Annotated in this window: 15 protein-coding genes; 6 read left to right on the top strand and 9 right to left on the bottom strand. The window is 67.6% G+C overall.

Going from position 1 to position 23,641, the window contains the following annotated elements:
• Positions 1 to 53: 53 nt before the first annotated feature.
• Positions 54 to 368 carry a BON domain-containing protein gene (locus ABT392_RS00230; RefSeq protein ID WP_395384431.1) on the top strand — a complete coding sequence of 105 codons (315 nt, stop codon included), beginning with the start codon at positions 54 to 56 and terminating at the stop codon, positions 366 to 368.
• A 17-nt stretch (positions 369 to 385) separates the two neighbouring features.
• Here ABT392_RS00230 and ABT392_RS00225 read toward each other — a convergent pair whose 3' ends face one another.
• Positions 386 to 739 carry a hypothetical protein gene (locus tag ABT392_RS00225; RefSeq protein WP_334279299.1) on the bottom strand — a complete coding sequence of 118 codons (354 nt, stop codon included), beginning with the start codon at positions 737 to 739 and terminating at the stop codon, positions 386 to 388.
• 194 nt (positions 740 to 933) lie between these two features.
• Here ABT392_RS00225 and icmF point away from each other — a divergent pair, with 194 nt between their 5' ends.
• From icmF to ABT392_RS00210, 3 genes are all read left to right on the top strand, one after another.
• A complete protein-coding gene (gene icmF, locus ABT392_RS00220; RefSeq protein ID WP_395384432.1) occupies positions 934 to 4,224 on the top strand; it encodes a fused isobutyryl-CoA mutase/GTPase IcmF in 3,291 nt (1,096 codons plus the stop codon).
• 177 nt (positions 4,225 to 4,401) lie between these two features.
• Positions 4,402 to 5,169, top strand: coding sequence for an SDR family oxidoreductase (locus tag ABT392_RS00215; protein WP_395384433.1), 768 nt, complete (start codon positions 4,402 to 4,404; stop codon positions 5,167 to 5,169).
• 72 nt (positions 5,170 to 5,241) lie between these two features.
• Positions 5,242 to 5,847 carry a YdeI/OmpD-associated family protein gene (locus ABT392_RS00210; RefSeq protein ID WP_395384434.1) on the top strand — a complete coding sequence of 202 codons (606 nt, stop codon included), beginning with the start codon at positions 5,242 to 5,244 and terminating at the stop codon, positions 5,845 to 5,847.
• Between the two features lie 18 nt (positions 5,848 to 5,865).
• On the opposite strand, the gene ABT392_RS00205 is transcribed toward ABT392_RS00210, so the two are convergent.
• The 3 genes from ABT392_RS00205 to ABT392_RS00195 all read right to left on the bottom strand — a co-directional run bounded on the left by ABT392_RS00205 (position 5,866) and on the right by ABT392_RS00195 (position 10,544).
• Positions 5,866 to 7,557 (bottom strand): PAS domain-containing hybrid sensor histidine kinase/response regulator, encoded by a 1,692-nt coding sequence (locus ABT392_RS00205; protein ID WP_395384436.1) that lies wholly within the window; start codon positions 7,555 to 7,557, stop codon positions 5,866 to 5,868.
• Between the two features lie 114 nt (positions 7,558 to 7,671).
• On the bottom strand, positions 7,672 to 9,240 hold the full coding sequence (locus ABT392_RS00200) for a hypothetical protein (RefSeq protein ID WP_334279346.1): 1,569 nt from the start codon (positions 9,238 to 9,240) through the stop codon (positions 7,672 to 7,674).
• A gap of 122 nt (positions 9,241 to 9,362) precedes the next feature.
• Entirely contained in the window at positions 9,363 to 10,544 is a 1,182-nt protein-coding gene (locus tag ABT392_RS00195) for a GGDEF domain-containing protein (RefSeq protein ID WP_334279303.1), read from the bottom strand.
• A 101-nt stretch (positions 10,545 to 10,645) separates the two neighbouring features.
• Between ABT392_RS00195 and ABT392_RS00190 the strand changes: the two genes are divergently transcribed.
• Positions 10,646 to 11,530: a diacylglycerol/lipid kinase family protein gene (locus ABT392_RS00190; RefSeq protein WP_334279304.1), complete on the top strand. Its 885-nt coding sequence runs from the start codon at positions 10,646 to 10,648 to the stop codon at positions 11,528 to 11,530.
• Positions 11,531 to 11,565: 35 nt separating this feature from the next.
• The gene (locus tag ABT392_RS00185) at positions 11,566 to 12,039 is read left to right on the top strand and encodes a CreA family protein (protein WP_334279305.1); all 474 of its coding nucleotides are present in this window, start codon (positions 11,566 to 11,568) and stop codon (positions 12,037 to 12,039) included.
• Between the two features lie 2 nt (positions 12,040 to 12,041).
• On the opposite strand, the gene ABT392_RS00180 is transcribed toward ABT392_RS00185, so the two are convergent.
• From ABT392_RS00180 to ABT392_RS00160, 5 genes are all read right to left on the bottom strand, one after another.
• Positions 12,042 to 13,076, bottom strand: a complete 1,035-nt coding sequence (locus tag ABT392_RS00180) for a lactonase family protein (RefSeq protein ID WP_395384437.1) — start codon at positions 13,074 to 13,076, stop codon at positions 12,042 to 12,044.
• The gene (locus ABT392_RS00175) at positions 13,073 to 16,162 is read right to left on the bottom strand and encodes a PAS domain S-box protein (protein ID WP_395384438.1); all 3,090 of its coding nucleotides are present in this window, start codon (positions 16,160 to 16,162) and stop codon (positions 13,073 to 13,075) included. The genes ABT392_RS00180 and ABT392_RS00175 overlap by 4 nt, the downstream gene beginning before the upstream one ends.
• Before the next feature lie 4 nt (positions 16,163 to 16,166).
• A complete protein-coding gene (locus ABT392_RS00170; RefSeq protein ID WP_464970872.1) occupies positions 16,167 to 17,285 on the bottom strand; it encodes an HD domain-containing phosphohydrolase in 1,119 nt (372 codons plus the stop codon).
• Between the two features lie 159 nt (positions 17,286 to 17,444).
• A complete protein-coding gene (locus ABT392_RS00165; protein WP_464970871.1) occupies positions 17,445 to 22,481 on the bottom strand; it encodes a PAS domain S-box protein in 5,037 nt (1,678 codons plus the stop codon).
• The gene (locus ABT392_RS00160; RefSeq protein ID WP_395384441.1) at positions 22,456 to 23,577 is read right to left on the bottom strand and encodes an HD-GYP domain-containing protein; all 1,122 of its coding nucleotides are present in this window, start codon (positions 23,575 to 23,577) and stop codon (positions 22,456 to 22,458) included. The genes ABT392_RS00165 and ABT392_RS00160 overlap by 26 nt, the downstream gene beginning before the upstream one ends.
• Between the last annotated feature and the right edge of the window lie 64 nt (positions 23,578 to 23,641).

Genomic DNA, 23,641 nt, shown 5'->3' with positions numbered 1-23,641 from the left:
CGGCCATGCTGGCGCCAGGGCCCTTCCCCGAGGGCGCCCGCACCGAGGCCCCCATGAATGCAAACAACATGCCCGTCCGCCTGACGGCTGCGCTGATCGCGGCCCTGCTGCTGTGCTCATGCAGCCAGGCGCCGACGCCGGCTGCCGCAGCCAACGTCTCCGACAGCGATGTGACCGAGCATGTCAAGACGGCCCTGCAGCAGCGGGACTCGTTGAAGCGCTTCGACATCACGGTGGTGACGCTCAAGGGCGACGTGCGCCTGGCCGGCGTGCTCGACAGCCAGGCTCAGATCGACGAAGCCCTGGCGATTGCGCGAGCCGCCGATGGGGCACACACGATCCACGACGAGCTGACGCTGCGGAAATAGGACGGGCCCCTTGAGCCTCAGTTGCCGCCCATGGGATTGGCCTTGGCTTCGGCCTTCACGCACTGCATGAACTCGCGGCCCACCGGCTTGGCCTTGCAGTTTTTCACCGCCGCCACCTCGGCCTCGCACTGCTGCGCTTCAGCGCCGCTGAAGGACTTGCAGTTCAAGGGATTGGCCAGAAGGTAGTCGCGATCGCAGGCGAAGTGCTCGTCGCCGGTCAGCTTGCCGCACTGGTTGGCCACCTTGGCATGACGCTCACAGCGGGCCAGCTCGATGCCCGTGCGGCCCTTGCAGTCGACCTCATGGGCCTGCGCGGGCACGGCGGTGGCGAACAGGGCGGCGATGGCGAGCAGGCGGAGAAAGGGGCGCATTGGATTCGGTCCTGGTGGGTTGCAGATGAAGAGCGACGATTCTGGCCCAGAGCTACGCGCCGGCAAGCAAGGCCTCGCCTGTCTTGGGCATTCGAGTTGACGTTTACGTAAACGTCAATCGACCCTAGAATCCCGCCCAACTTGCTGATAGAACCGGCACAGCGCTCGCCTGCGCCGATAACGGAGACTGCCCCATGACCGACCTGTCCGCCGAATACAAGGCGCTCGCCGACTACCGTCCCACGAACAAGGTCCGTTTCGTGACCGCAGCCAGCCTGTTCGATGGCCATGACGCGGCGATCAACATCATGCGGCGCATCCTGCAGAGCATGGGCGCGGAGGTCATCCACCTGGGTCACAACCGCTCGGTCGACGAGGTGGTCACGGCCGCCTTGCAGGAAGACGCGCAGGGCATTGCCATCAGCTCCTATCAGGGCGGCCACGTCGAGTACTTCAAGTACATGGTCGAGCTGTTGAAAGCACGCGGCGGCGACAAGATTCAGGTTTTCGGCGGCGGCGGCGGCGTGATCGTGCCGGCCGAGATCCGCGACCTGGCCGCACACGGCGTGCGCATCTTCAGCCCCGAGGACGGCCAACGCATGGGCCTGGCGGGCATGATCGGCGAGATGGTGATGAAGTCCGACCAGGACTTCACTGCCGATGCGCCGACCACGGTGGCCGCGATTCAAGGCCACAGCGAAGCGGCTTGGCGCGCGCTGGCCCAGCTGATCACGGCCTTGGAGAACGACAAGGCCGATGCCGGTCTGGTCGCGCAGCTGCAAGCCGCGGCGAAAGACATCACGACCCCGGTGCTCGGCATCACCGGCACCGGTGGCGCCGGCAAGTCCAGCCTGACCGACGAGCTGATCCGCCGCCTGCGCCTGGACCAGGACGACGCGCTGCGCGTGGCCGTGATCTCCATCGACCCCTCGCGGCGCAAGAGCGGCGGCGCGCTCCTCGGCGACCGCATCCGCATGAACGCGATCTCGCCTTGGGGCAAAGGTTCGCGCGTCTACATGCGCTCGCTCGCCACGCGGGACTTCGGCTCCGAGATCTCGGCCGCCCTGCCCGACGTGATCGCCGCGGCCAAGGTCGCCGGCTTTGATCTGGTGATCGTCGAGACCTCGGGCATCGGCCAGGGTGACGCGGCCATCGTGCCGCATGTCGACGTGCCCATGTACGTGATGACGCCCGAATTCGGCGCCGCCAGCCAGCTCGAGAAGATCGACATGCTGGACTTCGCCGAGTTCGTTGCGATCAACAAGTTCGACCGCAAGGGTTCGCTCGACGCGCTGCGCGACGTGGCCAAGCAGGTCCAGCGCAACAAGGAAGCCTGGACCCAGAAGCCCGAGCAGATGCCGGTCTTCGGCACCATGGCCAGCCGCTTCAACGACGACGGCGTCACCGCGCTCTATCAAGCGTTGAAGCCGCGCCTGGCCGAACTGGGCCTGACGCTGAAGGAAGGCCGCCTGCCCATCGCCGCGACCCGCCACAGCACGCACCAGACGCCCATCGTGCCGGCCGCACGCACGCGCTACCTGGCCGAGATCGCCGACACCGTGCGCGGCTACAAGAAGCGCGCCCGCGCCCAGGCCGCCCTCGCTCGCGAGATTCAGCAGCTCAACGCCAGCGCCCGCATGCTGCTGGAGGCCAACCCCGACAAGCAGAACGCCCGCAACGCCATCCTCGAGCTCGCCGACAGCCGCAGCCAGCGCCTGGACGCTGACGCGCATCAACTGCTCAAGCAATGGCCCGACATGCAAAAGGCCTATGCCGGCGACGAGTACGTGGTGAAGATCCGCGACAAGGAGATCCGCACCTCGCTCGTCTCCACCAGCCTCTCCGGCACCAAGATCAAGAAGGTCGTGCTGCCTGCCTATGAATGCCATGGCGAGCTGCTCAAGTGGCTGATGCTGGAAAACGTGCCCGGCAGCTTCCCCTATGCCGCCGGCGTGTTCGCCTTCAAGCGCGAAGGCGAAGACCCGACGCGCATGTTCGCGGGCGAAGGCGATGCGTTCCGCACCAATCGCCGCTTCAAGCTGGTCTCCGAAGGAATGCCGGCCAAGCGCCTGTCTACGGCCTTCGACTCGGTCACCCTGTACGGCGCCGACCCGGCACCGCGCCCGGACATCTACGGCAAGGTCGGCAACTCCGGTGTGAGCATCGCTACGCTGGACGACATGAAGGTGCTGTACGACGGCTTCGACCTCTGCAGCCCGACGACCTCGGTCTCGATGACGATCAACGGCCCCGCGCCTTCGATCCTCGCGATGTTCATGAACACGGCCGTCGACCAGAACCTCGAGAAATTCCGCGCCGACAACGGCCGCGAACCGACGGCCGACGAGGCCGCCAAGATCAAGGACTGGGTACTGGCCAATGTGCGCGGCACGGTGCAGGCCGACATCCTGAAGGAAGACCAGGGCCAAAACACCTGCATTTTCTCGACCGAGTTCAGCCTCAAGGTGATGGGCGACATCGCCGAGTACTTCGTGCATCACAACGTGCGCAACTTCTACTCGGTGTCGATCAGCGGCTATCACATCGCAGAGGCCGGCGCGAACCCGATCTCGCAGCTGGCGCTGACGCTGTCGAACGGCTTCACCTTCGTGGAGGCCTATCTCGCGCGCGGCATGCACATCGACGACTTCGCGCCCAACCTGTCGTTCTTCTTCTCGAATGGCATGGACCCGGAGTACACGGTGCTGGGCCGCGTGGCGCGCCGGATCTGGGCCGTGGCGATGCGCGACAAGTACGGCGCCAACGAACGCTCGCAAAAGCTCAAGTACCACGTGCAAACGTCGGGCCGCTCACTGCATGCGCAAGAGATCGCCTTCAACGACATCCGCACCACGCTGCAGGCGCTGATCGCGATCTACGACAACTGCAATTCGCTGCACACCAACGCCTACGACGAGGCGATCACCACGCCCACCGAAGAGTCGGTGCGTCGCGCGATGGCGATCCAGCTGATCATCAACCGCGAGTGGGGCCTCGCGAAGAACGAGAACCCTTCTCAGGGCGCCTTCATCATCGAAGAGCTGACCGAGCTGGTCGAAGAAATGGTGCTGGCCGAATTCGAGAAGATTGCCGAGCGCGGCGGCGTGCTGGGTGCGATGGAAACCGGCTACCAGCGCAGCAAGATCCAGGAAGAGAGCATGCACTACGAGATGCTCAAGCACACCGGCGAGTATCCGATCATCGGCGTCAACACCTTCCGCAATCCGCATGGCGATGCCACGCCCGAGACCATCGAACTGGCCCGCTCGACCGACGAGGAAAAGCAGAGCCAGCTGCAGCGGCTGGCCGAGTTCCATGAGCGCCACCGCGACCAGGCACCGGCCATGCTCAAGCGATTGCAGCAGTCCGTCATCGACAACAGGAACGTGTTCGATGTGCTGATGGACGCGGTGCGCGTCTGCTCGCTGGGCCAGATCACGAGCGCGCTGTTCGAGGTGGGTGGGCAGTACCGGCGCAGCATGTAAGGCGGCTGAGGGAGGCCAAGGCCCGATGGCCCGGCATTCGGCCGACATCTCGGTCGGCTAAGCGCTGCCGCAGGCCGGCGCGGCTGCCGAGCAGTCACGCGGGCGACGAACCGTCCCCCGGGCGACTGCGCCCGCAAGAACTGCGCACTAGGCTCCAGTCCACTGGAGGTGCTGCCCATGAGCGATCTGTTTTCCCTGCAGGGCCGGGTGGCCCTGGTCACCGGTGGTTCGCGTGGCATCGGCAAGATGATCGCCGCCGGCTTTTTGCGCCAGGGTGCCAAGGTCTACATCTCGGCGCGCAAGGCCGAGGCCTGCAGCGAGGCGGCGGCCGAGCTGTCGGCGCTGGGCGAGTGCATCGCGCTGCCCGCCGATGTGTCGAGCGTGGCCGGCGCGCAGGCCCTCGCGGCCGAACTGGCCCGTCGCGAGGACCGCCTGGACATCCTGGTCAACAACGCCGGTGCCGCCTGGGGCGCGCCCTTCGACGAATTCCCCGAAAGTGGCTGGGACAAGGTGGTCGACCTCAACCTGAAGGCACCCTTCTTCCTGACCCAGGCCCTGCACGGCCTGCTGGCCCGAGCCGCCGAGAGCCGGCCGGCCAAGGTGATCCATATCGCCTCCATCGACGGCCTCTCGGTCAATCCACTGGAAACCTATTCCTATGCCGCCAGCAAGGCCGGCCTGATCCATCTGACCAAGCGCATGGCACTGCGCCTGATCGAGAACAACATAGTCGTCAGCGCGATCGCACCGGGCGCCTTTGCTTCGGAGATGAACCGCGCCGCGCGTGACCACGAGGCCGAGGTGGCGGCGCGCATTCCGGCCGGCCGTATCGGCAGCGAAGAAGACATGGCCGGTGCTGCCATCTACCTGGCCTCGCGCGCGGGCGACTACGTGGTCGGCGCGACGCTGGTGGTGGACGGCGCGGTCAGCCTGGCGCGCAACTAGCAGTTTCGCGCTGTTGCGGCGGCGCTTCGCGAAGCTATGCTGCCGCCATTGCTGTTTCAGGAAGGCCCTGCCATGCCGCAGACCGATCCGCGTGTAGACGCCTATATCGAAGCTGCCCCCGAGTTTGCCCAGGCGCTGCTGCAACACTGGCGCGCCCAGGTCCATGCTGCCTGCCCGACGGCCGAGGAGACGATGAAGTGGAGCCGCCCGCACTGGGTCTATGGCGGCAAGATTCTCAGCGGCATGTCGGCCTTCAAGGCCCATTGCGCCTTCGGTTTCTGGTACGACGAGGCCGTGGACCCGGCGCACAAGAAAGAGGGCGCGATGGGCGAACTGGGCCGCATCACCAGCCTCAAGGAACTGCCGCCGCCACGCGAGCTGCGCGTCATGATCAAGAAGGCAGCAGCCCTGATCGACGAAGGTGCCAAGCCCACCCGCATGGCCCGGCCCGCCGAGCGCAAGCCGGCACTGGAGGCGCCGCCCGACCTGGCAGCGGCACTCAAGGCGAACAAGGACGCCCAGGCGCATTTCGCTGCCTTCCCGCCCAGCGCCCAGCGCGACTACATCGAATGGATCACCGAGGCCAAGCGCGAGGAGACCCGGCTCAAGCGCCTGGTGCAGGCGGTCGAGTGGATCGCCGAGGGCAAGCGGCGCAACTGGAAGTACGAGAACTGCTGAACGGCCGGCAGGATGGCGTCAGCCCAGGCGCTTCAGGAGCGCCTGGTAGAGCAGCTCCGGCGCCACCGGCTTGGGCAGGAAGTCGTCCATGCCGGCCTCCAGGCAGGCCTCGCGATCGGATGAGAAGACATTGCCGGTCAGCGCGATGATGGGGGTCAGTGCATGCGCCGTCTGGCGCCGGATCGCCCGCGCCGCCTCCAGGCCGTTCATCTCGGGCATCTCCATGTCCAGCAGGATCAGGTCGTAATGCTGCAGGCTGGCGCGGCGCAGCGCCTGTGCGCCGTCGCCCACCATGTCCACTTCCAGGCCTGCAGCCTGCAGGAGCGACCAGGCCACCATCTGGTTGACCGGGTCATCCTCGGCCAGCAGCACGCGGCGCCCGGCATGGCGTTCGCGCAGCAGACGCTCGGCCTCGCTGGCCTCCAGGGCGCCGACAGGCGCCTCCTGCGCCACGAAGACATGTGGGGCAGGCGCCAGGGCCGGCTGCAGCAGCACGGTGAACCAGAAGGTGCTGCCCGCACCGAGAGTGCTGTGCGCGCCCGCTTCGCCGCCCATCTTGCGAGCCAGGTGGCGGGTGATCGCCAGGCCCAGTCCCGTGCCGCCATAGCGGCGGCTGTTGGACATGTCGGACTGCTCGAAAGGCGTGAACAGGCGCCCCATGGCCTCGGCGCTGATGCCGATGCCGCTGTCGCGCACCTCGAAGCGCAGGCGCAGCCCCTGCTCATCGCCTGAAACCAGCTGTGCCGACAGGCTCACCGCCCCCTGCTCGGTGAACTTGACCGCGTTGGACAACAGGTTCAGGAGCATCTGCATCAGACGTGTCGGGTCACCGTGCAGGCGCGGCGGCAGATTGCCCAAGTCCACCTGCAGGGCCAGCCCCTTGGCCGCCGCCGCGTCGCTGAGCTGTGCCACGCTGCGCGAGATCAGGGCGCCGCTGTCGAAATCGACCTCCTGCAAGACCAGGCGGCCGGATTCGATCCGGGACATGTCCAGCACGTCGTTGATGATTTGCAGGAGGTGCTGTGCCGAGTCGTCGATGTCGTGCAGGCGGCGTGCCGAGAGCTCATCCTTTGCATCGCGGCGCAGCAGATGCGTGAGGCCGAGGATGGCGTTCATCGGCGTGCGGATCTCATGGCTCATGTGCGCCAGGAAGGCGCTCTTGGCGCGGCTGGCGGCCTCGGCCCGGTCGCGCGAATGCTCCAGCTCCGCGTTGAGCGCGCGCTGCGCCTGCTCGGCCCGCTTGCGCAGGCTGATGTCCAGCGCCAGCACGACAAAACCGCACACCCGGCCATCCTGCACATCGGGCAGGTACTGAATCCATTGCCAATCGGGCGCACGGCCGCGCACCTCGCGTTCGAAGGACTGGGTTTCGCCGCGCAGCGCTGCACGCACATGGGGTTCGATCAGGGCCCAGTCTTCAGGCGCAAACAGCTCGTCCATGCGCCGACCCAGGATCTGGTCGGGCGGCAAGCCGAACCATTCGTGATAGCCGGCATTGGAGAAGCGGCAGCGCAAATGCCGGTCCCAGTAGCCGATGCGGCCGGGGATGTGGTCGGCGATCAGCCGCGCAACCAACTCGCTTTGTGCCTGCGCCCGCTTCGCCTGTGCCAGGCCATGCTGGAAGTTGCGCCGGCGCCGGCTGACGACGGCGCTGCCACGCGCCGCACTTCTTCGCGCACACGCCTTCGGACCCGGCTGCTCTGCTTGCATGGCACTGCTCCCTTGAAGCCCACCGACCTTGACCTCATCGGGTCCTGTGATCGGCTTGGCTCTTGAATCCTGCCCCCGATTCGGAGCGGCCGCAAGCCCGCTACTTGAGGAAGCTCAAGACCGCCACACGCCGACGAAGGCACGCAGCTTGTTCCATGCGGAAAGTCTCTCGTCGGAAAGTATGTCCAGGAAATCGGAAAGCCGCTTGGACTTGGCCATGGTGTAGACGGTCAAGGCAAGCGTTACAAGCAATGTCAGCACAAAGATCCAGACCCGCCTCGACATCGGCGCCTCGGCCTCTGCCAGCAGGTTCATGCCCAGGAAGCCGGTGGTGATGGTGCCGATCAGGCCGAAGATGGTGACCACGGTCAGGCGCACCACGGTGTTGGCCTGTCGGCGCAGGTTGTCGGTTTCCAGATAGGCCGCCATGTCGCTGATGCGCTCCTTGACCTCGGCATACAGGGCCTCGGTGCCCAGATGCCGCTGGCACAGCGCAAAGAGCGCCCGCGACTGCGCCTGTTCGGCCACCGCATGGAACCAGTAACGGTGGGTGAAGCGCAGAAAGCCCTCGAAGGCGCTGCGGATCGCACGCTTGAAGCGGCGAACGCTGTTGGCGTCCTGCACATTGAGCCGGCGCAGCGCCTCCACCAGGCGGTCAGAGAACATCAGCACCGTGGCCTTCTGGAAATGCGCGATCAGGAAGAGCAGGAAATGCTGGTGCCGGAACTGCGCCAGCACGCCGCGGTGGCGGCAGCAGAAGAATTCGGCGTCGGCCCGCCCCACCACCACCAGCGCATGGCCCGAGCACATATAGCGGGTGTCGGGCGCGGCACCGCCCTCCTGCCAGAAGCGGTCGTAGCAATGACGCTGCTCGAAATCGGCCAGGTGCGCGTCGCCAAAGGGCAGTTGATCTGCAGCGCCAGCGCCGGTGACCAGCCCCAGGCGAACGAAATCGGCACGCGAGAGCGCGCGCGGATCATCGAGCGCCAGCCAGGCCATCATCGGCATCCGGTAGTACTCGATCTGGCGGTAGCGCAGCTCGCCGGGCGAGCCCGAGGCATCGGCCACCAACGGCCGCAGCAGAAAGTCCCAATGCGCGGCGATGCGAGGCGCCCGGTGCGCGTGCACATGCTCGATGAAGCGCTCGCGCTCGCCGCTGTCCGAGGCAGCCAGGACCCGCCCCTCGGCATCCAACCATTCGGCGCTGGCCAGCGTGTGCAGGGGCTGGCCACCGGCATCCCAGCCGGAGGGGTAGGCCCGGCCCAGTCGGTAGAGCAGTTCCTGGGCTTCCGCCAGCGCCAGCGCGCCGCCGGCCAGCTCCACATTGAGCAGCACCACATCGACATCGAAGAAAAAATACAGGTCGATGTGAACGACCTGCAAGCTGATCGGCGCATGGCCCGGCTTGGTGCAGGCCCGCAAGCTCGCGACATCATGACGGCGGAACACCTTCATGCCGGCCTCGGCCGGCGCATCGCCGCGCGCATTGGCAGCGGCCTGGCCTTCGCCATAGAGGAAGCGTTGGACAAAGGGCAGGAAGGTGACGAACTCCTGGTAGTGCCGCTCATGGAAGCGGTCCGGCTCGCCGGTGTACTCGTCCACTACCTCGGCCCAGGGGCCGGGCGCCGCCGCGAGCAACTCCCAGGGCCGGCGCGGCGCGGCATCGGCGCCGGGCAGCGGCATCAGGCGCAATGGCCAGAGCAGGATCTGGTGCAGACGCCGCACCTGCGGTGTCGACAAGGGCTTGCTGCTGCTTGCGTCGCTCACTGCGCCTCCGCGATCTGCCTCGCTCGGCGCAGTCTAGTTCAGTCGGCGGCGGCCGGCATGGGCATGATCAGATGCCGTTCAACGCGGTTGCGGCCGGCGTGCTTGGCCTGGTAGAGCGCCTTGTCGGCCAGCGCGTAGACACGGTCGGCGCTGAGGCCGCTGTCGGATGCCACCACCACCAGGCCTGCCGAGACCGTCATGCCGAACTCGCGGCCATCGTGACAGCGCACCTTCAGCGCCGCAACGGCCTGGCGGATCTGTTCCAGCAGGCGCATGGCGCCCGGCTCGTCGGTGGCCGGCAGGATCAGGCCGAACTCCTCCCCGCCCATGCGTCCCAGAACGTCGGAGGCGCGCAGGCGGCCGCGCACATCGGCGGCAAAGGCGCGCAGGGCGGCATCGCCCGACTGGTGGCCATAGCGGTCGTTGATCTGCTTGAAGTGATCGAGGTCGAGCATTGCAAACGACACCGGCGAGCCCTCGCGGCGGCCGCGTTCCAGCAGGTGGGCCAGCAGGTCATCGGTGCTGCTGCGGTTGACGCAGGCGGTCAGGCCGTCGTGGCTGGCCAGGCGTTTCATCTCTGTGGCGGCACGCTCGAAACTGGCCAGCACGAAGCCGAAGCCCGCACCCATCAGGCTCAGGAAGGCACACAGAAAGGTCAGGCCCTGGCCCAGGCTGCTGCGCAGCAGGTCGGTGTACTGATCGGGGTGCGTGAAGGCATGCCAGCCGCGCAGGATCAGGGCCAAGGCCGCCACGGCCAGCGTCAGGCCCACGGCCCGCAGCGAGGCTTCGCCACCCCAGCCGTGGCGCAAGACCAGATACACACCCGGCAGCAGCAAGCCTGCGTAGACCAGCGACAGCCAGGCGGTACGCACCGACAGCGGAATCTCAAGCATCAGGCCGGTAAACGACACCGCCGCGAGCCAGACCAGCCAGTAAGGGCCCGAGGGCCAGGGCCGCCGCACGAAACGCTGCAGCGCAATCACGTAAAGCAGGATGCCGCCGAAGATGAAGGCATTGCCCAGCAGCACCGACACCCAGGTCGGAATCAGCACCCGCGCACCGAAGAAACCGAAGCCCAGCACAAAACCCCAGCTGCCCCAGGTCCACAGCCCCAGCTCGGGCTGGCGCAAGGCGCCACGACGGGCCACCAGCAGCTGCAGACCCAGCATCAGATAGCCGCTCAGGAGCGCCAGCAACAGGGTCGGGATGTCGATGGTCATTGGTCGCACAGTTTAGGTCCTCGCCCGGGACAACCCGTCTAGGCAAGCGGCAAGGCGACGCTACGCTGGCCGCTCTTTTCAGCTACAGCCTCCCGCGCGCCGTGCAAGCCCCTGCCCTTTGCCTCCTGAACCCCCATGCCGCGGGAGGTCGCTGTGCGGCGCTGGCAGCGCCCTTGCGCGAGGCCCTGGAGCGGGTGCCGCTGTACCTGCCGGACGATGTCAATGCCGCGCGCGAGCGCCTCTTGAGCCTGCCGCCCCGCAGCCGCGTGCTCGTGGCCGGTGGCGATGGCACCGTGCACCAGCTGCTGCCCGCCCTGGTCGAGCGCGAACTGGAGCTGGCGCTGCTGCCCGGCGGCACCGGCAACGACCTGGCCCGCGCCCTCGGCCTGCACGGGCTGGACCTGCGCGCTGCGCTGGAGAAGGCCCGCCACGGCCTGGCTGGCGCCATGGACCTCGGTCAGGTGCAGGCCGATGGCCGCAGCCACTTCTTCATGTCCAGCCTGGCACTGGGCTTCGATGCCGCCGTCGGCCGGCGTGCGCTGGCCGCGCCGCGCTGGCTGCGCGGCCAGCCGCGCTATGTCTGGGCCACGCTGGCCGAGATCAGCCGCCTGCGCCGCTATCCCTTGACCCTGCATGCCGAAGGCCAGTTGCTGCACGAAGGCGAGGTGCTGTTCGCCTCCAGCCTCAACACCGAGAGCTATGCCAGCGGCATGCCGGTGGCACCGGGCGCCCGCATCGACGATGGCCGGCTTGAGCTGGTTTGCGTCGGAAGATACGGCCGCCTGGGCGCACTGGCCGCCATGCCCGCCCTGCTGATGGGCCAGCATCTGCGCCTGCCCGGCATCTTCATGCGCAGGATGCAGACGCTGCAAATCGACAGCCCGATCGAGCTGCCGCTGGCGCTCGATGGCGAGCCGATTCCGGCGGCTCGTTCGCTCACGGTGACTGTTCGCCCCTTGGCACTGCGGGTGGTGCGCGGCGGCTGATACGCTTGTCGGCATCTTTGCTCAGGATGCCTGCCATGCGCCGCCCTCTCCTTGCCCTGTCGCTGCTTCTCATGCCCGTGCTGGCCCTTGCCGAAGGCGAGCGCATCGGCGCGGTCGATACCGTCTTCAAACTGATCGGCCCCGATCACAAGATCGTCGTCGAGGCCTATGACGACCCGGCGGTCGACGGCGTGACCTGCTTTGTCTCGCGCGCCAAGACCGGCGGGGTGAAGGGCGCGTTGGGCCTGGCCGAAGACAAGGCCGAGGCCTCCATCGCCTGCCGCCAGGTCGGCCCGATCACGATTGCCAAACCCCTGCCCAAGCAGGCCGAGGTGTTCAACGAGCGCATCTCGCTGGTGTTCAAGAAGCTGCGCATCGTCCGCATGGTCGACAGCAAGCGCAACACGCTGATCTACCTGACCTACTCCGATCGTCTGATCGAAGGCTCGCCGCAGAACAGCGTGACGGCGGTGCCGGTGGACCGGGCCACGCCGATACCTTTGAAGTGATGTCAGCCAAACACCAGGCAAGCGGGTGAAGGTGTAGCGATGTATTGCCCGGTGAAGCGCAGGCTACCGCCTGCCTCACGCTCAAACACGGTGAGCTGTTCGCTGCGCTGATTGCAGACATAGAAGAAGCGGCCGGCCGGGTCGAACGTGGCGCTGCGCGGATAGGAGCCGCGCGTCCATTCGTGGCACAGGAGGCTCGGAACGCCGTCGCTGCCCAGGGCAAAGACGGCTATCGAATCGTGCAGCCGGTTCAAGGCATACAGATGAAGGCCGTCGGTGGACAAGCGCAGGTCGGAGGCATAGCTGCGGCCGGCATAAGCCGCGGGCAGGCTGCTGATCTCGCCACGCAGCTGCAGGCTGCCGCTCAAAGGGTCGAAGTCCAGCCAGCTCAGCGTTGAACGCTGCTCGCTCAGCAGAATGATCCGGCGCCCCAGCTGGACGAAATGGCGCGGGCCGCTGCCTTTGGGCAATGCCACCGATTGAACGGCACGCCCTTCGATGAGCGGCACGGCCAGCAGCCGGTCCAGGCCCAGGTCGGAGGCCAGCAGCCATTGGCCGTCGGCAGAGAGCTGCAGCATGTGCGGATGCGAAGCGGGCGCCTTGGCAAGACCAGGTAGACCCGCCAACTGGCGCGCCGTGCGGGCCGGCAAGGCGGCATCGAGCTCGCCATCGTCCTGCAAGGGCAAGCAGCCCAGGCTGCCATCGCCGTAGTGCGCCACCCAGAGCCGGCGCCGCATCGCGTCAAGGCACAGATGAACCGGCCCGGCACCACCGCTGGCGACCTGCTGCAGCAGGCGCGGCAGGCCTTGCCCGTCGAGCGCATGCACGCTGATGCTGCCGCGCTGCTGCTCATGAGCCGCGTAGAGCCGGCGCGCGGTCGGGTCGACCAGCAGCCAGCTGGCGTTGCCCGTGCATTCGCTGCTGGCAAGGTGCCGCAGCGAGCCGGTGTCCGGATCCTGCGCCAGGCTCAGAAGCGAATGACCGGCTTCGGCATAGCAACCGAGATAGGCAAGGACAGCGCTTGTGGAACTCGTCATCGGACACGAGTATCGCCGTGCTGACTTATCAGCTGCTGCAACAGGCCTTGCGCCAGCTCGAAATCAAAGCCGCGTATCGCCTCGCCCAGTTGATGGGCTTGCATGCCGAAGATGGCTCGCAACTCGTCAGCCATCTCGCGATGCAATGACAGTGAATCGAAGTCCCCAACGGCCAGCAGTTCCGCCAATTGCTTCAGGCGGCCTGAAGCAGGCAGGCCTGGTCGGCCCCTGGTTGTGGCTGCATGCGGCCCACGCAAGGCCAGCAGCAGCCGTTGAAGACTCTGCCCGACGGCCTGATGCAGCGCGGCCAGGTTCGGCAGGCCCTGGGCAGCGGCACGCTCCAGCTCACCGGCCAGTGCGCACAAGGAAGCCGCACCAATCGCCCCGGCCGAGCCCTTGAGCGTGTGAGCCCAGCGCCGCAAGGCCTCGCGGGCCGGCGCTTCATCCAGCGCAAGCGGTGGGGTCAGGTCTTGATACTCCTGCGAGAAGCGCTGAAGGACCTGCCAGTAGACGCTGCTTCGGCCGCCCACGAAGTGCAGGCCTTGCCCCGAATCAAGCCCCTGCACTTGCGACAGCCAGCTGGGCAGGGCCGGCTGCTCCAAAGCGCCCGGCGCCCGAACCGGCGGCTCCGGCCGTGCGGGGCGCTCAGGCAGCCATCGCAGCAAGGTGGCATAGAGCTGATCGGGGTTCACAGGCTTGCTGACATGGTCGCTCATGCCGGCCGCCAGGCATCGCTTCCGGTCTTCGCCGAAGGCATTAGCCGTCATCGCAATCACCGGCATCAAGGCGCCGCGCTGGCGCAAGAGCCTTGTGGCCTGAAGGCCGTCCATCACAGGCATCTGCATGTCCATCAGCACCAGGTCGAAGGGCGATCGCGCCAGTTGCTCCAGCGCCTCCTGGCCGTTGCCCGCCAGGCTGATCTGCAGGCCCACGCTGCGCAGCAGCTCCTGGGCCACGTCCTGATTGACCGGGTTGTCGTCCACGAGCAGCACGCGCGCGCCCGCATGACGGCCGCGCAGCTCCTGGCGCAAGCGCGTGGGGGCCAGCACTTCCGGTTCGGCCGCATCCAGCGTGAGCGGTTCCTCCACTGCGGGCATGCGCACGGTCAGCCAGAACAGGCTGCCGCGGCCCCGCTCGCTCTGCACACCCACGTCGCCGCCCATCAGCTCGGCCAGGTGGCGGGTGATCGACAGCCCGAGGCCGGTGCCGCCGTAGCGCCGTGTGGTCGAGCTGTCACCCTGTTCGAAGTCACGGAAGAGGCGCGGCAGCAGGTCGGCGGCGATGCCGATGCCGGTGTCGCGCACCTCGAAGCGCAGTAGCGGGCCCTGCCCGCACGATTCAAGCAGGCGAGCGCTCATCTGCACCGAGCCCTGCGCAGTGAACTTGACCGCGTTGGAGAGCAGGTTCAGGAGGGCTTGCGACAAGCGCGTCGGATCACCGCGCACTTGCGCAGGCAGGTCGACAGGATCGACCTGCAAGCTCAATCCCTTCTCGCGCGCCCGCTCGAGCATCAGCGCACAACAGCGAGACATCAGCGCCGCTGGAGAGAAGACCTGCTCATCCAGCACCAGCTTGCCCGACTCGATCTTGGACAGGTCGAGGATGTCGGTGATCACCTGCAGCAGGTGCTGGGCGGCGTCGCTGAGCTTGCCCAGGCGCTCCAGCGCGGTTGGGTCGAGGCTGTCGCGCTTGAGCAGGTGGGCCAGGCCGATGATGGCGTTCATCGGCGTGCGGATCTCATGGCTCATGTTCGCCAGAAAGGCGCTCTTGGCCAGGTTGGCCGCCTTTGCCGCCTCGGTGGCGGCCGCCAGTTCGCGCGTGCGCGCGGCCACCAGCTCCTCCAGATGATCACGATGGCCGTCCAGCTCGCGTCTCTGGCGCTCGAGCTCGGTCACGTCGGCAAAGGAGACGACGATGCTGTCGATGTGTTGGCCGTCGGGCGACATCACGGGTGCCGCATTCACCTTCATCAGGCGCTCGCGCCGGCTGGCATCGCGCGCGCCCATCAGCAGCTCACGCAAGCCGGTACCGGTCGCCTTCACCCGGGCCAAAGGCAGCTCGGCCTCGGGGATCAGATGCCCCTCCACGCTGCGCAAGGCCAGCTCGCGCCAATTCCAGTTGTTGCTGCGCATTTGGGTTTCGCTCCAGCCCAGCAGGCGCTCGCAAGCCGGGTTGCAGGCCAATACGCGGGAGTGTTGGTCGAAGATGATCACGCCTTCGCTGAGCGCGGCCACCATTGAGCGGTAGAGGCGTTCGCGCTCGGCCAGTGCCTCTTCGATCAGCTTGCGCGCGCTGACGTTGGTATGCACCACCACCGCGCCGCCACTGCTGGCGCGCAAGGGCGTGACGCTCATCTCGAACCAGCGCTGCTCCTGGGGCGCATGGCAGCTGTACTCGACCATGTAGCGGTCCAGCTGGCCCGCCAGCACGGCGCGCAAGCCGCGCGCGACTTCCGCCGCCGGTGGCGCATCGGCGCCGACGGCCGCTTCGCAGACCTCCAGGTAGTTGGCTCCTACGCCCAGGCCCAGCCGCTGGCTTGGCGCCGTGTTGTCTTCGGCGAAGCGGCGCCAGGACTCGTTGACGGCGACGATCTCGCCCTGACTGTCGAGCACGGCCATGTGGTCCAGCACCGAGTCTTCAACCGCCTGAACCAGCTCAGCCGACTCCCGCAGCGCCCGCTCGGCGCTGCGCCGCTCGCTGACGTCCGTGATGATGCCGAGCACCGCAGGCCGGCCCTTGTAGATCACGCGGCTGGCGCGCAGCGCCACCCAGATCGGCAACCCACTGCTGTGCAGCCAGCTCAACTCATACTGGCGTTGCGGCTCCGGTCCGCCGCCGATGCGCTGCAGGAAGCGCTCGGTCCAGAGCGCCAGGAACTCGGGAGCGATGACCTTCTCGAAGGCCAATCCGACAAAGTCTGCATGCGCATAGCCCAGCATCGCCGGCAGGGCCGGGTTGGCGAAGACGAAGTGGAGGTCCTGCGCCACGAACACACCATCGGCCAGCGCCTCCAGCAGCACGCGGCTGCGCTCGTCGCTGTCGTCCAGATCTCTGGGCTGGCCGACAGCGACGCGAGGGCTATCCATCGCCTCAGACCGCGCCGATGTCGGTGTCGACGTCCGAGTACCGGGAGGCAATGGCCCGGAACGCCTCGAACTCGGCCAGAAAGGCATCGACCACCTCAGGGTCGAAATGCCGGCCACGCTGCGCCACGATCAGCTCGCACGCCGCTTCGGCGGTCCATGCTGGCTTGTAGACACGCCTGCTGCTGAGCGCATCGAACACATCGGCCAGCGCCATCAGGCGCGCCGCCAGTGGTATGGCCTCACCGGCGAGGCCTTGCGGATAGCCGCTGCCGTCCCACCTCTCGTGGTGACTGCGCGCGATCTGCTTGGCATAGCGCAAATAGGCCAGATCACCGCCGCTGCCGGCATCGCGCTCGGCCTGCTCGATGGCCTCGGCGCCCAACTCGGCATGGGTCTTCATGATGTTCCATTCCTCGGCGTCGAGCTTGCCTGGCTTCAGGAGGATGCGATCCGGGATGCCGACCTTGCCGATGTCGTGCAGCGGCGCCGATCTCGCCATCAGGTCGATGGCTGGGCCATCCAGCTCCTCGGCATAGCGAGGCAATTCGCGCAAGCGCATCGCCAGTGTGCGCACGTATTCGCGGGTGCGCAGCAGGTGGTTGCCGGTTTCGTTGTCCCGCGTCTCGGCCAGCCGCGCCAGCGCCTGGATGCTCACATCACGCAGCCGCTCGTTCTCCTGCAGGCGGCGGACCACCTCGGCTTCGAGATCGCTGTTCTGCTGGCGCAGGACCGCCCGCGCCCTTTGCAACTCCACATGGGCTGCCACCCGGGCCAGCAGCACGCGCGGCCGCAAGGGCTTGGTGATGTAGTCGACCGCACCACGTTCCAGCCCGCGCTCTTCATCTTCGGTTGCGCCCAGTGCGGTGACGAAGATCACCGGCAGTTCGGCGCTGCGCGGCTCCTTGCGAATGATCTCGAGCAGCGCATAGCCATCCAGGCCCGGCATCATCACGTCCAGCAGCGCCAGGTCGGGCAACGGGTCGAGCGCCAGCAATTGCAGCGCACGCTCGCCCGAGTTTGCGGCCCGCACCCGGTAATGCGGCTGAAGAAGGTCGCCAAGCACCTGCAGGTTTTCGGCGTTGTCGTCCACGATCAGGATCAGCGGACGCTGAGTCATTGACATCTTGCACGGCTCCCTGGGCCACCGCCGCGCGACATCGGCGCGGCGTATGACTCAGGGGCGACCATAGATCTTGACGTCGCTCAAGTCCAGCGCAGGTGCGCGTCTTTTGTGCGGCAATCGCGCAACTCAGGTGCCAAGCGGCCGGCGCACCCTTGCCACTCAGCGGCGCTGACGCAGGCGCTGCAGCACCGGCAGCGCGGCGCCGAAATCGAAGGCCCGAATCAGGTCACCCAGCTGATGGGCCGACGGGCCGAAGCTGGCGCGCATGGCGCCGGCCAGCTCGCGGTAAAGCGCCTGCGCGCGGAAATCGCCGGCTGCGAGCAATTGCTCCAGACGGTCGAGCTGGTTGGGGTCCGGCTCGCCAAGCTCATCGAGCCCGCCCGGCCGGGTCTCGTCGCCACCCTGATCGATCGCGGCCAGCCCCTGCAACAGTTCGACCAGGCGGTTCTCGACGCGTGCGCGCAGCGGCATCAGCTGCGGCAGCGGCAGCAAGGCGCCCGATTCGAGACGGGCCGCCTCCTCGCTCAGTTCCTGGGCCCCGATGGCGGCTGCCGCGCCTTTGAGCGAGTGGGCCCAGCGCCGCAGTTCGTCGTGCGACCGGGCGCCCTCGCCGATCTCGGGCAGGGACGCGCGGTCGAAGTGCTGGACGAACTGCCGCAGCACCCGCTGGTAGGTGCCGGCCCGCCCGCCGACGAAGCGCAGGCCCTCGTTCAGATCCAGCCCGGGCACCCGATCCAGGCCCGCCGGCAGCGCTTCGCTCTCAGTTGCGGCAGGTGCCACCGGTTCGACTGCCACTGCCGCACACGGCGCCGGCAGCCAGCGCAGCAAGGTGGCGTAGAGCTGATCCGGATCCACCGGCTTGCCAATGTGGTCATTCATGCCCGCGTCCAGGCAATGCTGGCGATCCTCGCCGAAGGCATTGGCCGTCATGGCCACGACTGGCAGCTTGCACAGGCGCGGCTGCAAGCGCAGCTGGCGCGTCGCCTCCAGGCCATCCATCACCGGCATCTGCATGTCCATCAGCACCAGGTCGAAGTCGTTGCCCGCCAGCAGCTCGAGGGCCTGGCGCCCGTCACCGGCCAGCTCGACCTGCAGGCCGGCCGTGCGCAGCAACTCCATCGCCACGTCCTGGTTGATCGGGTTGTCCTCGACCAGCAGGATGCGCGCACCAGCATGGCGCGCCGCCAGCAGGTCCAGCGGCGTCATGCCTGCGACCGCCTGGGTCCGCGCGCTGGCACCGCCGCCGAGCTGCTCGACCAGCACCTGCGCGAGCCTGGTCAGCATCAAGGGCTTGGCGAGCACGCGCGCGAAGCCGGCCTGCTGGGCCGCCTGGGCGAGGCCCAGCTCGTCGCCCTGGCTCAGCAGCAGCGCAGGTGGGCAGGACGGGCCCAGAACCTGGCGCCATCTGCCCAGCAGCTGCAGGCCGTCGCTCGCACCCAGGCGCCAGTCGATCAGCAACAGCTCCGGCCGCAGGCCCTGACGCAAGGCGGCCAGGGCCTCGGCCGGATCGGCGAAGGCATCGACCCGCAAGCCGAGCCGGCGCATCAGTTCGGCCCCGGCTTCTCGTGCCAGCGACAGATCGTCCAGCAGCAGCACCCGACGCCCGGCCAGCTCGACAGGGGCCGACCAGGCCGACTCCACACCCGTGCGCAGGCGGACCTTGATCCAGAACCGGCTCCCCGCGCCGGGCTGGCTGTCCACGCCGACTTCGCCGCCCATCAGCGTGGCCAAGTGGCGAGTGATGGCCAGGCCGAGGCCGGTGCCGCCATAGCGGCGCGTGGTCGAGTTGTCGCCCTGCTCGAAGTCGCGGAACAGCCGCGGCAGCAGGTCCGGCTCGATGCCGATGCCGGTATCCAGCACTTCGAACAGCAATGTCGCCTCGTCGCCCTCGCGCCCGACCTGGGAGGCTCGCAAGCAGACATGGCCGGTCTCGGTGAACTTGACCGCGTTGCTGAGCAGATTGAGTAGCGCCTGCGACAGGCGCGTGGGGTCGCCGCGCCATTGGCAGGGCAGCGCCGGATCGATGACGATCACCAACTCCAGCCCCTTCTCGGCGGCACGCTGGGCTACCAGCTCGCAGCTGCGGTCCAGCAGCTCGGCGAGGCCGAAGGAATGGTCCTCCAGCACCAGCTTGCCCGATTCGATCTTGGACAGATCCAGGATGTCGTTGATCACCTGCAGCAGGTGTTGGGCCGCGCCGCTGAGCTTGGTCAGCCGCTCCTGCGCCACCGGGTCGGCGCTGTCGCGGCGCAGCAGGTGGCTCAGGCCGATGATGGCATTCATCGGCGTGCGGATCTCGTGGCTCATATTGGCCAGGAAAGCGCTCTTGGCGAGGTTGGCCGCGTCGGCACGGTCGCGCGCCTGGACCAGCTCGAGATTGAGGCGTTGCAGCTGTTCCTCGGCCTGCTTGAGTTCGCTGACGTCGTTCACCAGCACGAAAAAGCCCTGCACCGTGCCGTCGCGCAGGTCGGGCGAGTAATGCCCCCAGAGCGAATGCCGAACGCCGGCACCGTCGCTCGCCTGGATCTCGAAATGCTGGACCTCGCCGCGCAAGGCCGCCTGCACATGCGGCTCGATCTGAATGGCCAGATCCTCCGGCAGCACCTCAGCCATGCGCTGATCCAGCATGCCTGCAGGCTCACGATTGAACCAGCGCGCGTAGGCATGGTTGGCGAAGCGGCAGCACCTGTCCTTGTCCCAATAGCCCACCATGCCGGGAATGCTCTCTGCCACCAGGCGGGTGAACGCCTCGGCCTGGGCCAAAGCCAGCGTGCGCAGGCCCACCAGTTCCTCGAGATGGTGACGGTGCCGGTCCAGTTCGCGGCCCTGCCGTTTGTGCTCGGTGATGTCTTCGCCGATCAGGAGCAGATGGCTGATCTGACCGTTGTCCTGGCGGATCGGCGCGGCGCGCACGAATTCCTCGTAGATCTGACCGTTCCGGCGCAGGCGGCTGAACTCACCCGTCCAGGCCTGCCCCTCGAGCAGACAGGTGCGCATCGCCTCGAACTGACCGCTGGCGCCCTGGTCTGGCTGCAACTCGGTCAGCGTGCGGCCCAGTGCGGTGGCTGCCGCCATGCCGCTGATGCGCTCGAAGGCCTCATTGACGTACTCCACGCGTCCCGTCGTGTCTGCGATCAGGATGCTGGCCGGGCTCTGCGCCACCGCCATCGACAGCTTGCGCAGCTGCTCCTCGGAGCGATGCCGGTCGGTGATGTCGGCGACCACAACCAGCACGGCATTGCGGCCCTGGTAGCGGATGCGGCTCGCCTTGAGCTCGATGTCGATGCGACGGCCATCGCGGGCCAGCCAGGTGATCTCGTAATTGGGCGGCGGCTCCGGCCCGTCGCCGACGCGCTGCTCGTAGTTTTCGTTGACCTGCTTCAGGTGTTCCGGGGCGACGAAGGCGTCGAAGGGCAGAGTCCGCAGCGTCGCCATGTCGTAGCCAAGCAGACTGAGCAGTGCCGGATTGGCATAAGCAATGCGTCGGTCCTGGGCCACAAACACGCCCTCGGACAAAGCCTCGAGCAGCATGCGGTAGCGCAGTTCGCTGTCGCTCAGTGCCTCGCGCGCCGCCCGCTCGGCCGTCACATCGCGCGACACGCCGAACAGGCCCAACAACTGTCCTTCGGCGTCGTACAGCGGGCCCTTGGTCGCCTGGAATACGCGCCGACTGCCGTCGGCCGTGTCCACGAGCTCATCGCCCGTGTCGACGCGTCCGGCGGCCAGCACGGCGGCATCGCGCTGCATCACGCGCTCGGCCAGCTCGGGGCTGAACAGCGTCCTGTCGTCCTTTCCGAGCGTGTCCTCGGCCAGCGCCCCGGTGATGCGCTCAGCTGCGCGATTGAAGAGCAGATAGCGCCCTTGCAGGTCCTTGGCGAAGATCGCGTCGGTTGAGGCATCGGCCACCGCCTTGAACAGTTGCAAGGCATCGATCTGGTGGCGCTGCTCGAGCCGCTCGGCCTCCAATGAACGAAGCGCCTCTTTGGAGCGGCGCTGGCGGAACAGCACTGTCAGCACAGCCGCCACCGCGACCATGCTGGCGGCAATCGCAATCAGCAGGGGCTGGGCATGGGACTGCAACTCGCTGGCATCGACCTTGGCGACCAGGACCCAGTCGCTGCCCTCGATGCGGCGCGCATAGCCGAACACCGGCGCGTCGCGGTAGTCACGCCCGGCGATCAATTGGCCGACCTGGCCTTCGCCGCGCAGCAGGCGCGCCGCCACCGTCTGGCTTGGCACAAAGGGCTGGCGCAAGCGCCCCGCCGAACCGCCGTGCAGACGGAAATCGTTCTGCGCCACCAGATCGGCGCCGTCCACGCGCCACACCGCCGTCTCGCCGGTCGCGCTGGACAGTGGCCATGCCTGCAGCAAGGCGAACAGCTCGCGCCGCGGGTCAATCCGCAGCAGCAACACCCAGCCGGTCGCCGGTTCGGTCAAGGGCACCGCGACGTCCAGTGACACGCGCTCGCCCTCGATGGGCAGCACGTCCGTGCGCGCCCAGCGACGGCTGGACCGCGCGTGTGCAACAAGCTGCCCGACCGCGGGCGACAGCTCGGCCTCGCGGCCTGAAGGCCCGCGGTAGAGCGACAGGCGCTGCCCGCCGGCCCCCAGCAGCACCACGTCCTGCAAGTCCAGGACCGAATCCAGGCGCCGCAGTTCGGCCGCCAGCAGCTCGGTCGCGGCCGCGTCTTGGCGCGCAGCCCGCACCGCCTGCTGCGCAAGACTGGCGTCCTGCTGCAGTTGCTCGGCCAACGTCCGCAAGCGGGTCAGCCAGAGCTCGGTCTGGTCCCCATGCAGATCGGCAACGGCCTGCATGCGCGCACTCTCGGTATCGCGCATGCTGCGCTGGGCCAGCGTCATGGCCAGCACACCCACCGCCAGCACAGCCAACAGGCTCAGCAGCAAACCCAGCGGCCGCTGGGCCGTCACCCGGCTTTGCGTGCCAGGGCCCGCCGGCCGGCTTTGCATCCCCCGCACACCGCCATAGATCAGGGCCCCGCTGATGGCCACATAGAACCAGCCCTTGAGCAAGGCCATCTGCGCCAGCCAACCCGGGTCACTGACAAGGCGGAACAGCAGCCAGTCCGACCCCAGAATCCACACCGCCGACCAGACGGCATAGACCAGCACCAGCCGCATGGCGGCCCGGCGCTGCCCGGCGGCCGGCGGCTCAGACGCTGGCAGCAGCATGGACATCGTCCTCGCTGAAGCGTCGCGCCACCTCGCAGAACTCCGCGAAGCGGGCCAGGAAGGCATCGGCAATGACCGGATCGAAATGCCGGCCGCGTTGTTCGATCACCAGGGAGCGGGCCGCCTCGTGGGTCCAGGCTTCCTTGTAGACCCGCTTGCAGGTCAGCGCATCAAAGACATCGGCGAGCGCCATCAGACGCGCCGCCAGCGGAATGTCCAGGCCTGCCAAGCCTTGCGGATAGCCGCCGCCGTCCCAGCGCTCATGGTGGCTGAGCGCGATCTGCTTGGCATAGCGCAGGTGGTCCAGTCCCGCGCCTGCGCCGGTGTCGCGCTCGGCCTGGCTTATCGCTTCGGCACCCAGCCAGGCATGGGTCTTCATGATCTCCCACTCCTGGGCATCGAGCTTGCCCTCCTTGTGCAGGATGCGGTCAGGGATGCCGACCTTGCCGATGTCATGCAGCGACGCCGAGCGAACCATCAGGTCGGCCGAGGCGGCATCGAGTTCGCCGGCAAAGGCCCCGCGCGCCAGCAGCTCCTCGGCCAGCAGCCGCACGTACTCGCGCGTGCGCAACAGGTGGTAGCCGGTTTCGTTGTCGCGGGTCTCGGCCAGGCGGGCCAGCGCATGCATGCTGACGTCGCGCAGGCGCTCGTTCTCCTGCATGCGGCGCGCCACCTCTGCCTCGAGATAGCGGTTCTGGTCTTCCAGGCGGGCCCGGGCCCGGTGCAGCTCGATGTGGGCCGCGACCCGCGCCAGCAGGATGGGCGGCCGCACCGGCTTGGAGATGTAGTCGACGGCGCCATGCGCGAGGCCGCGCTCCTCGTCGGCGGTCGCGCCCAGGGCGGTCACGAAAATCACCGGCACCTTGGCCGTGCTGGCGTCGCTGCGCCAGCGCTCCAGCACCGCGTAGCCGTCCAGCCCCGGCATCATCACGTCGAGCAGGACCAGGTCCGGCTGCGGCGCCAGCGCCATCAGCTGCAGCGCCCGCTCGCCGCCATTGGCTGCGCGCACCTGGTAGAGCGGCTGCAGCAACTCGCCGAGCACCGTCAGGTTCTCCGCGTTGTCGTCGACGATCAGCACCGTGGGGCGCTGTGAAACCGGCATCTTGCCCCCCTTGCCGGCCTTCAGCGTGAGGACCGGTAGCGGGATCAGAACATGCCTATCCCGG

This window comes from Paucibacter sp. JuS9 (genome assembly GCF_044043925.2).
Classification (GTDB): domain Bacteria; phylum Pseudomonadota; class Gammaproteobacteria; order Burkholderiales; family Burkholderiaceae_C; genus JAUASW01.
Note: the sequence above shows the minus strand (reverse complement) of the source record. Positions and strands in the feature narration are given on the sequence as shown.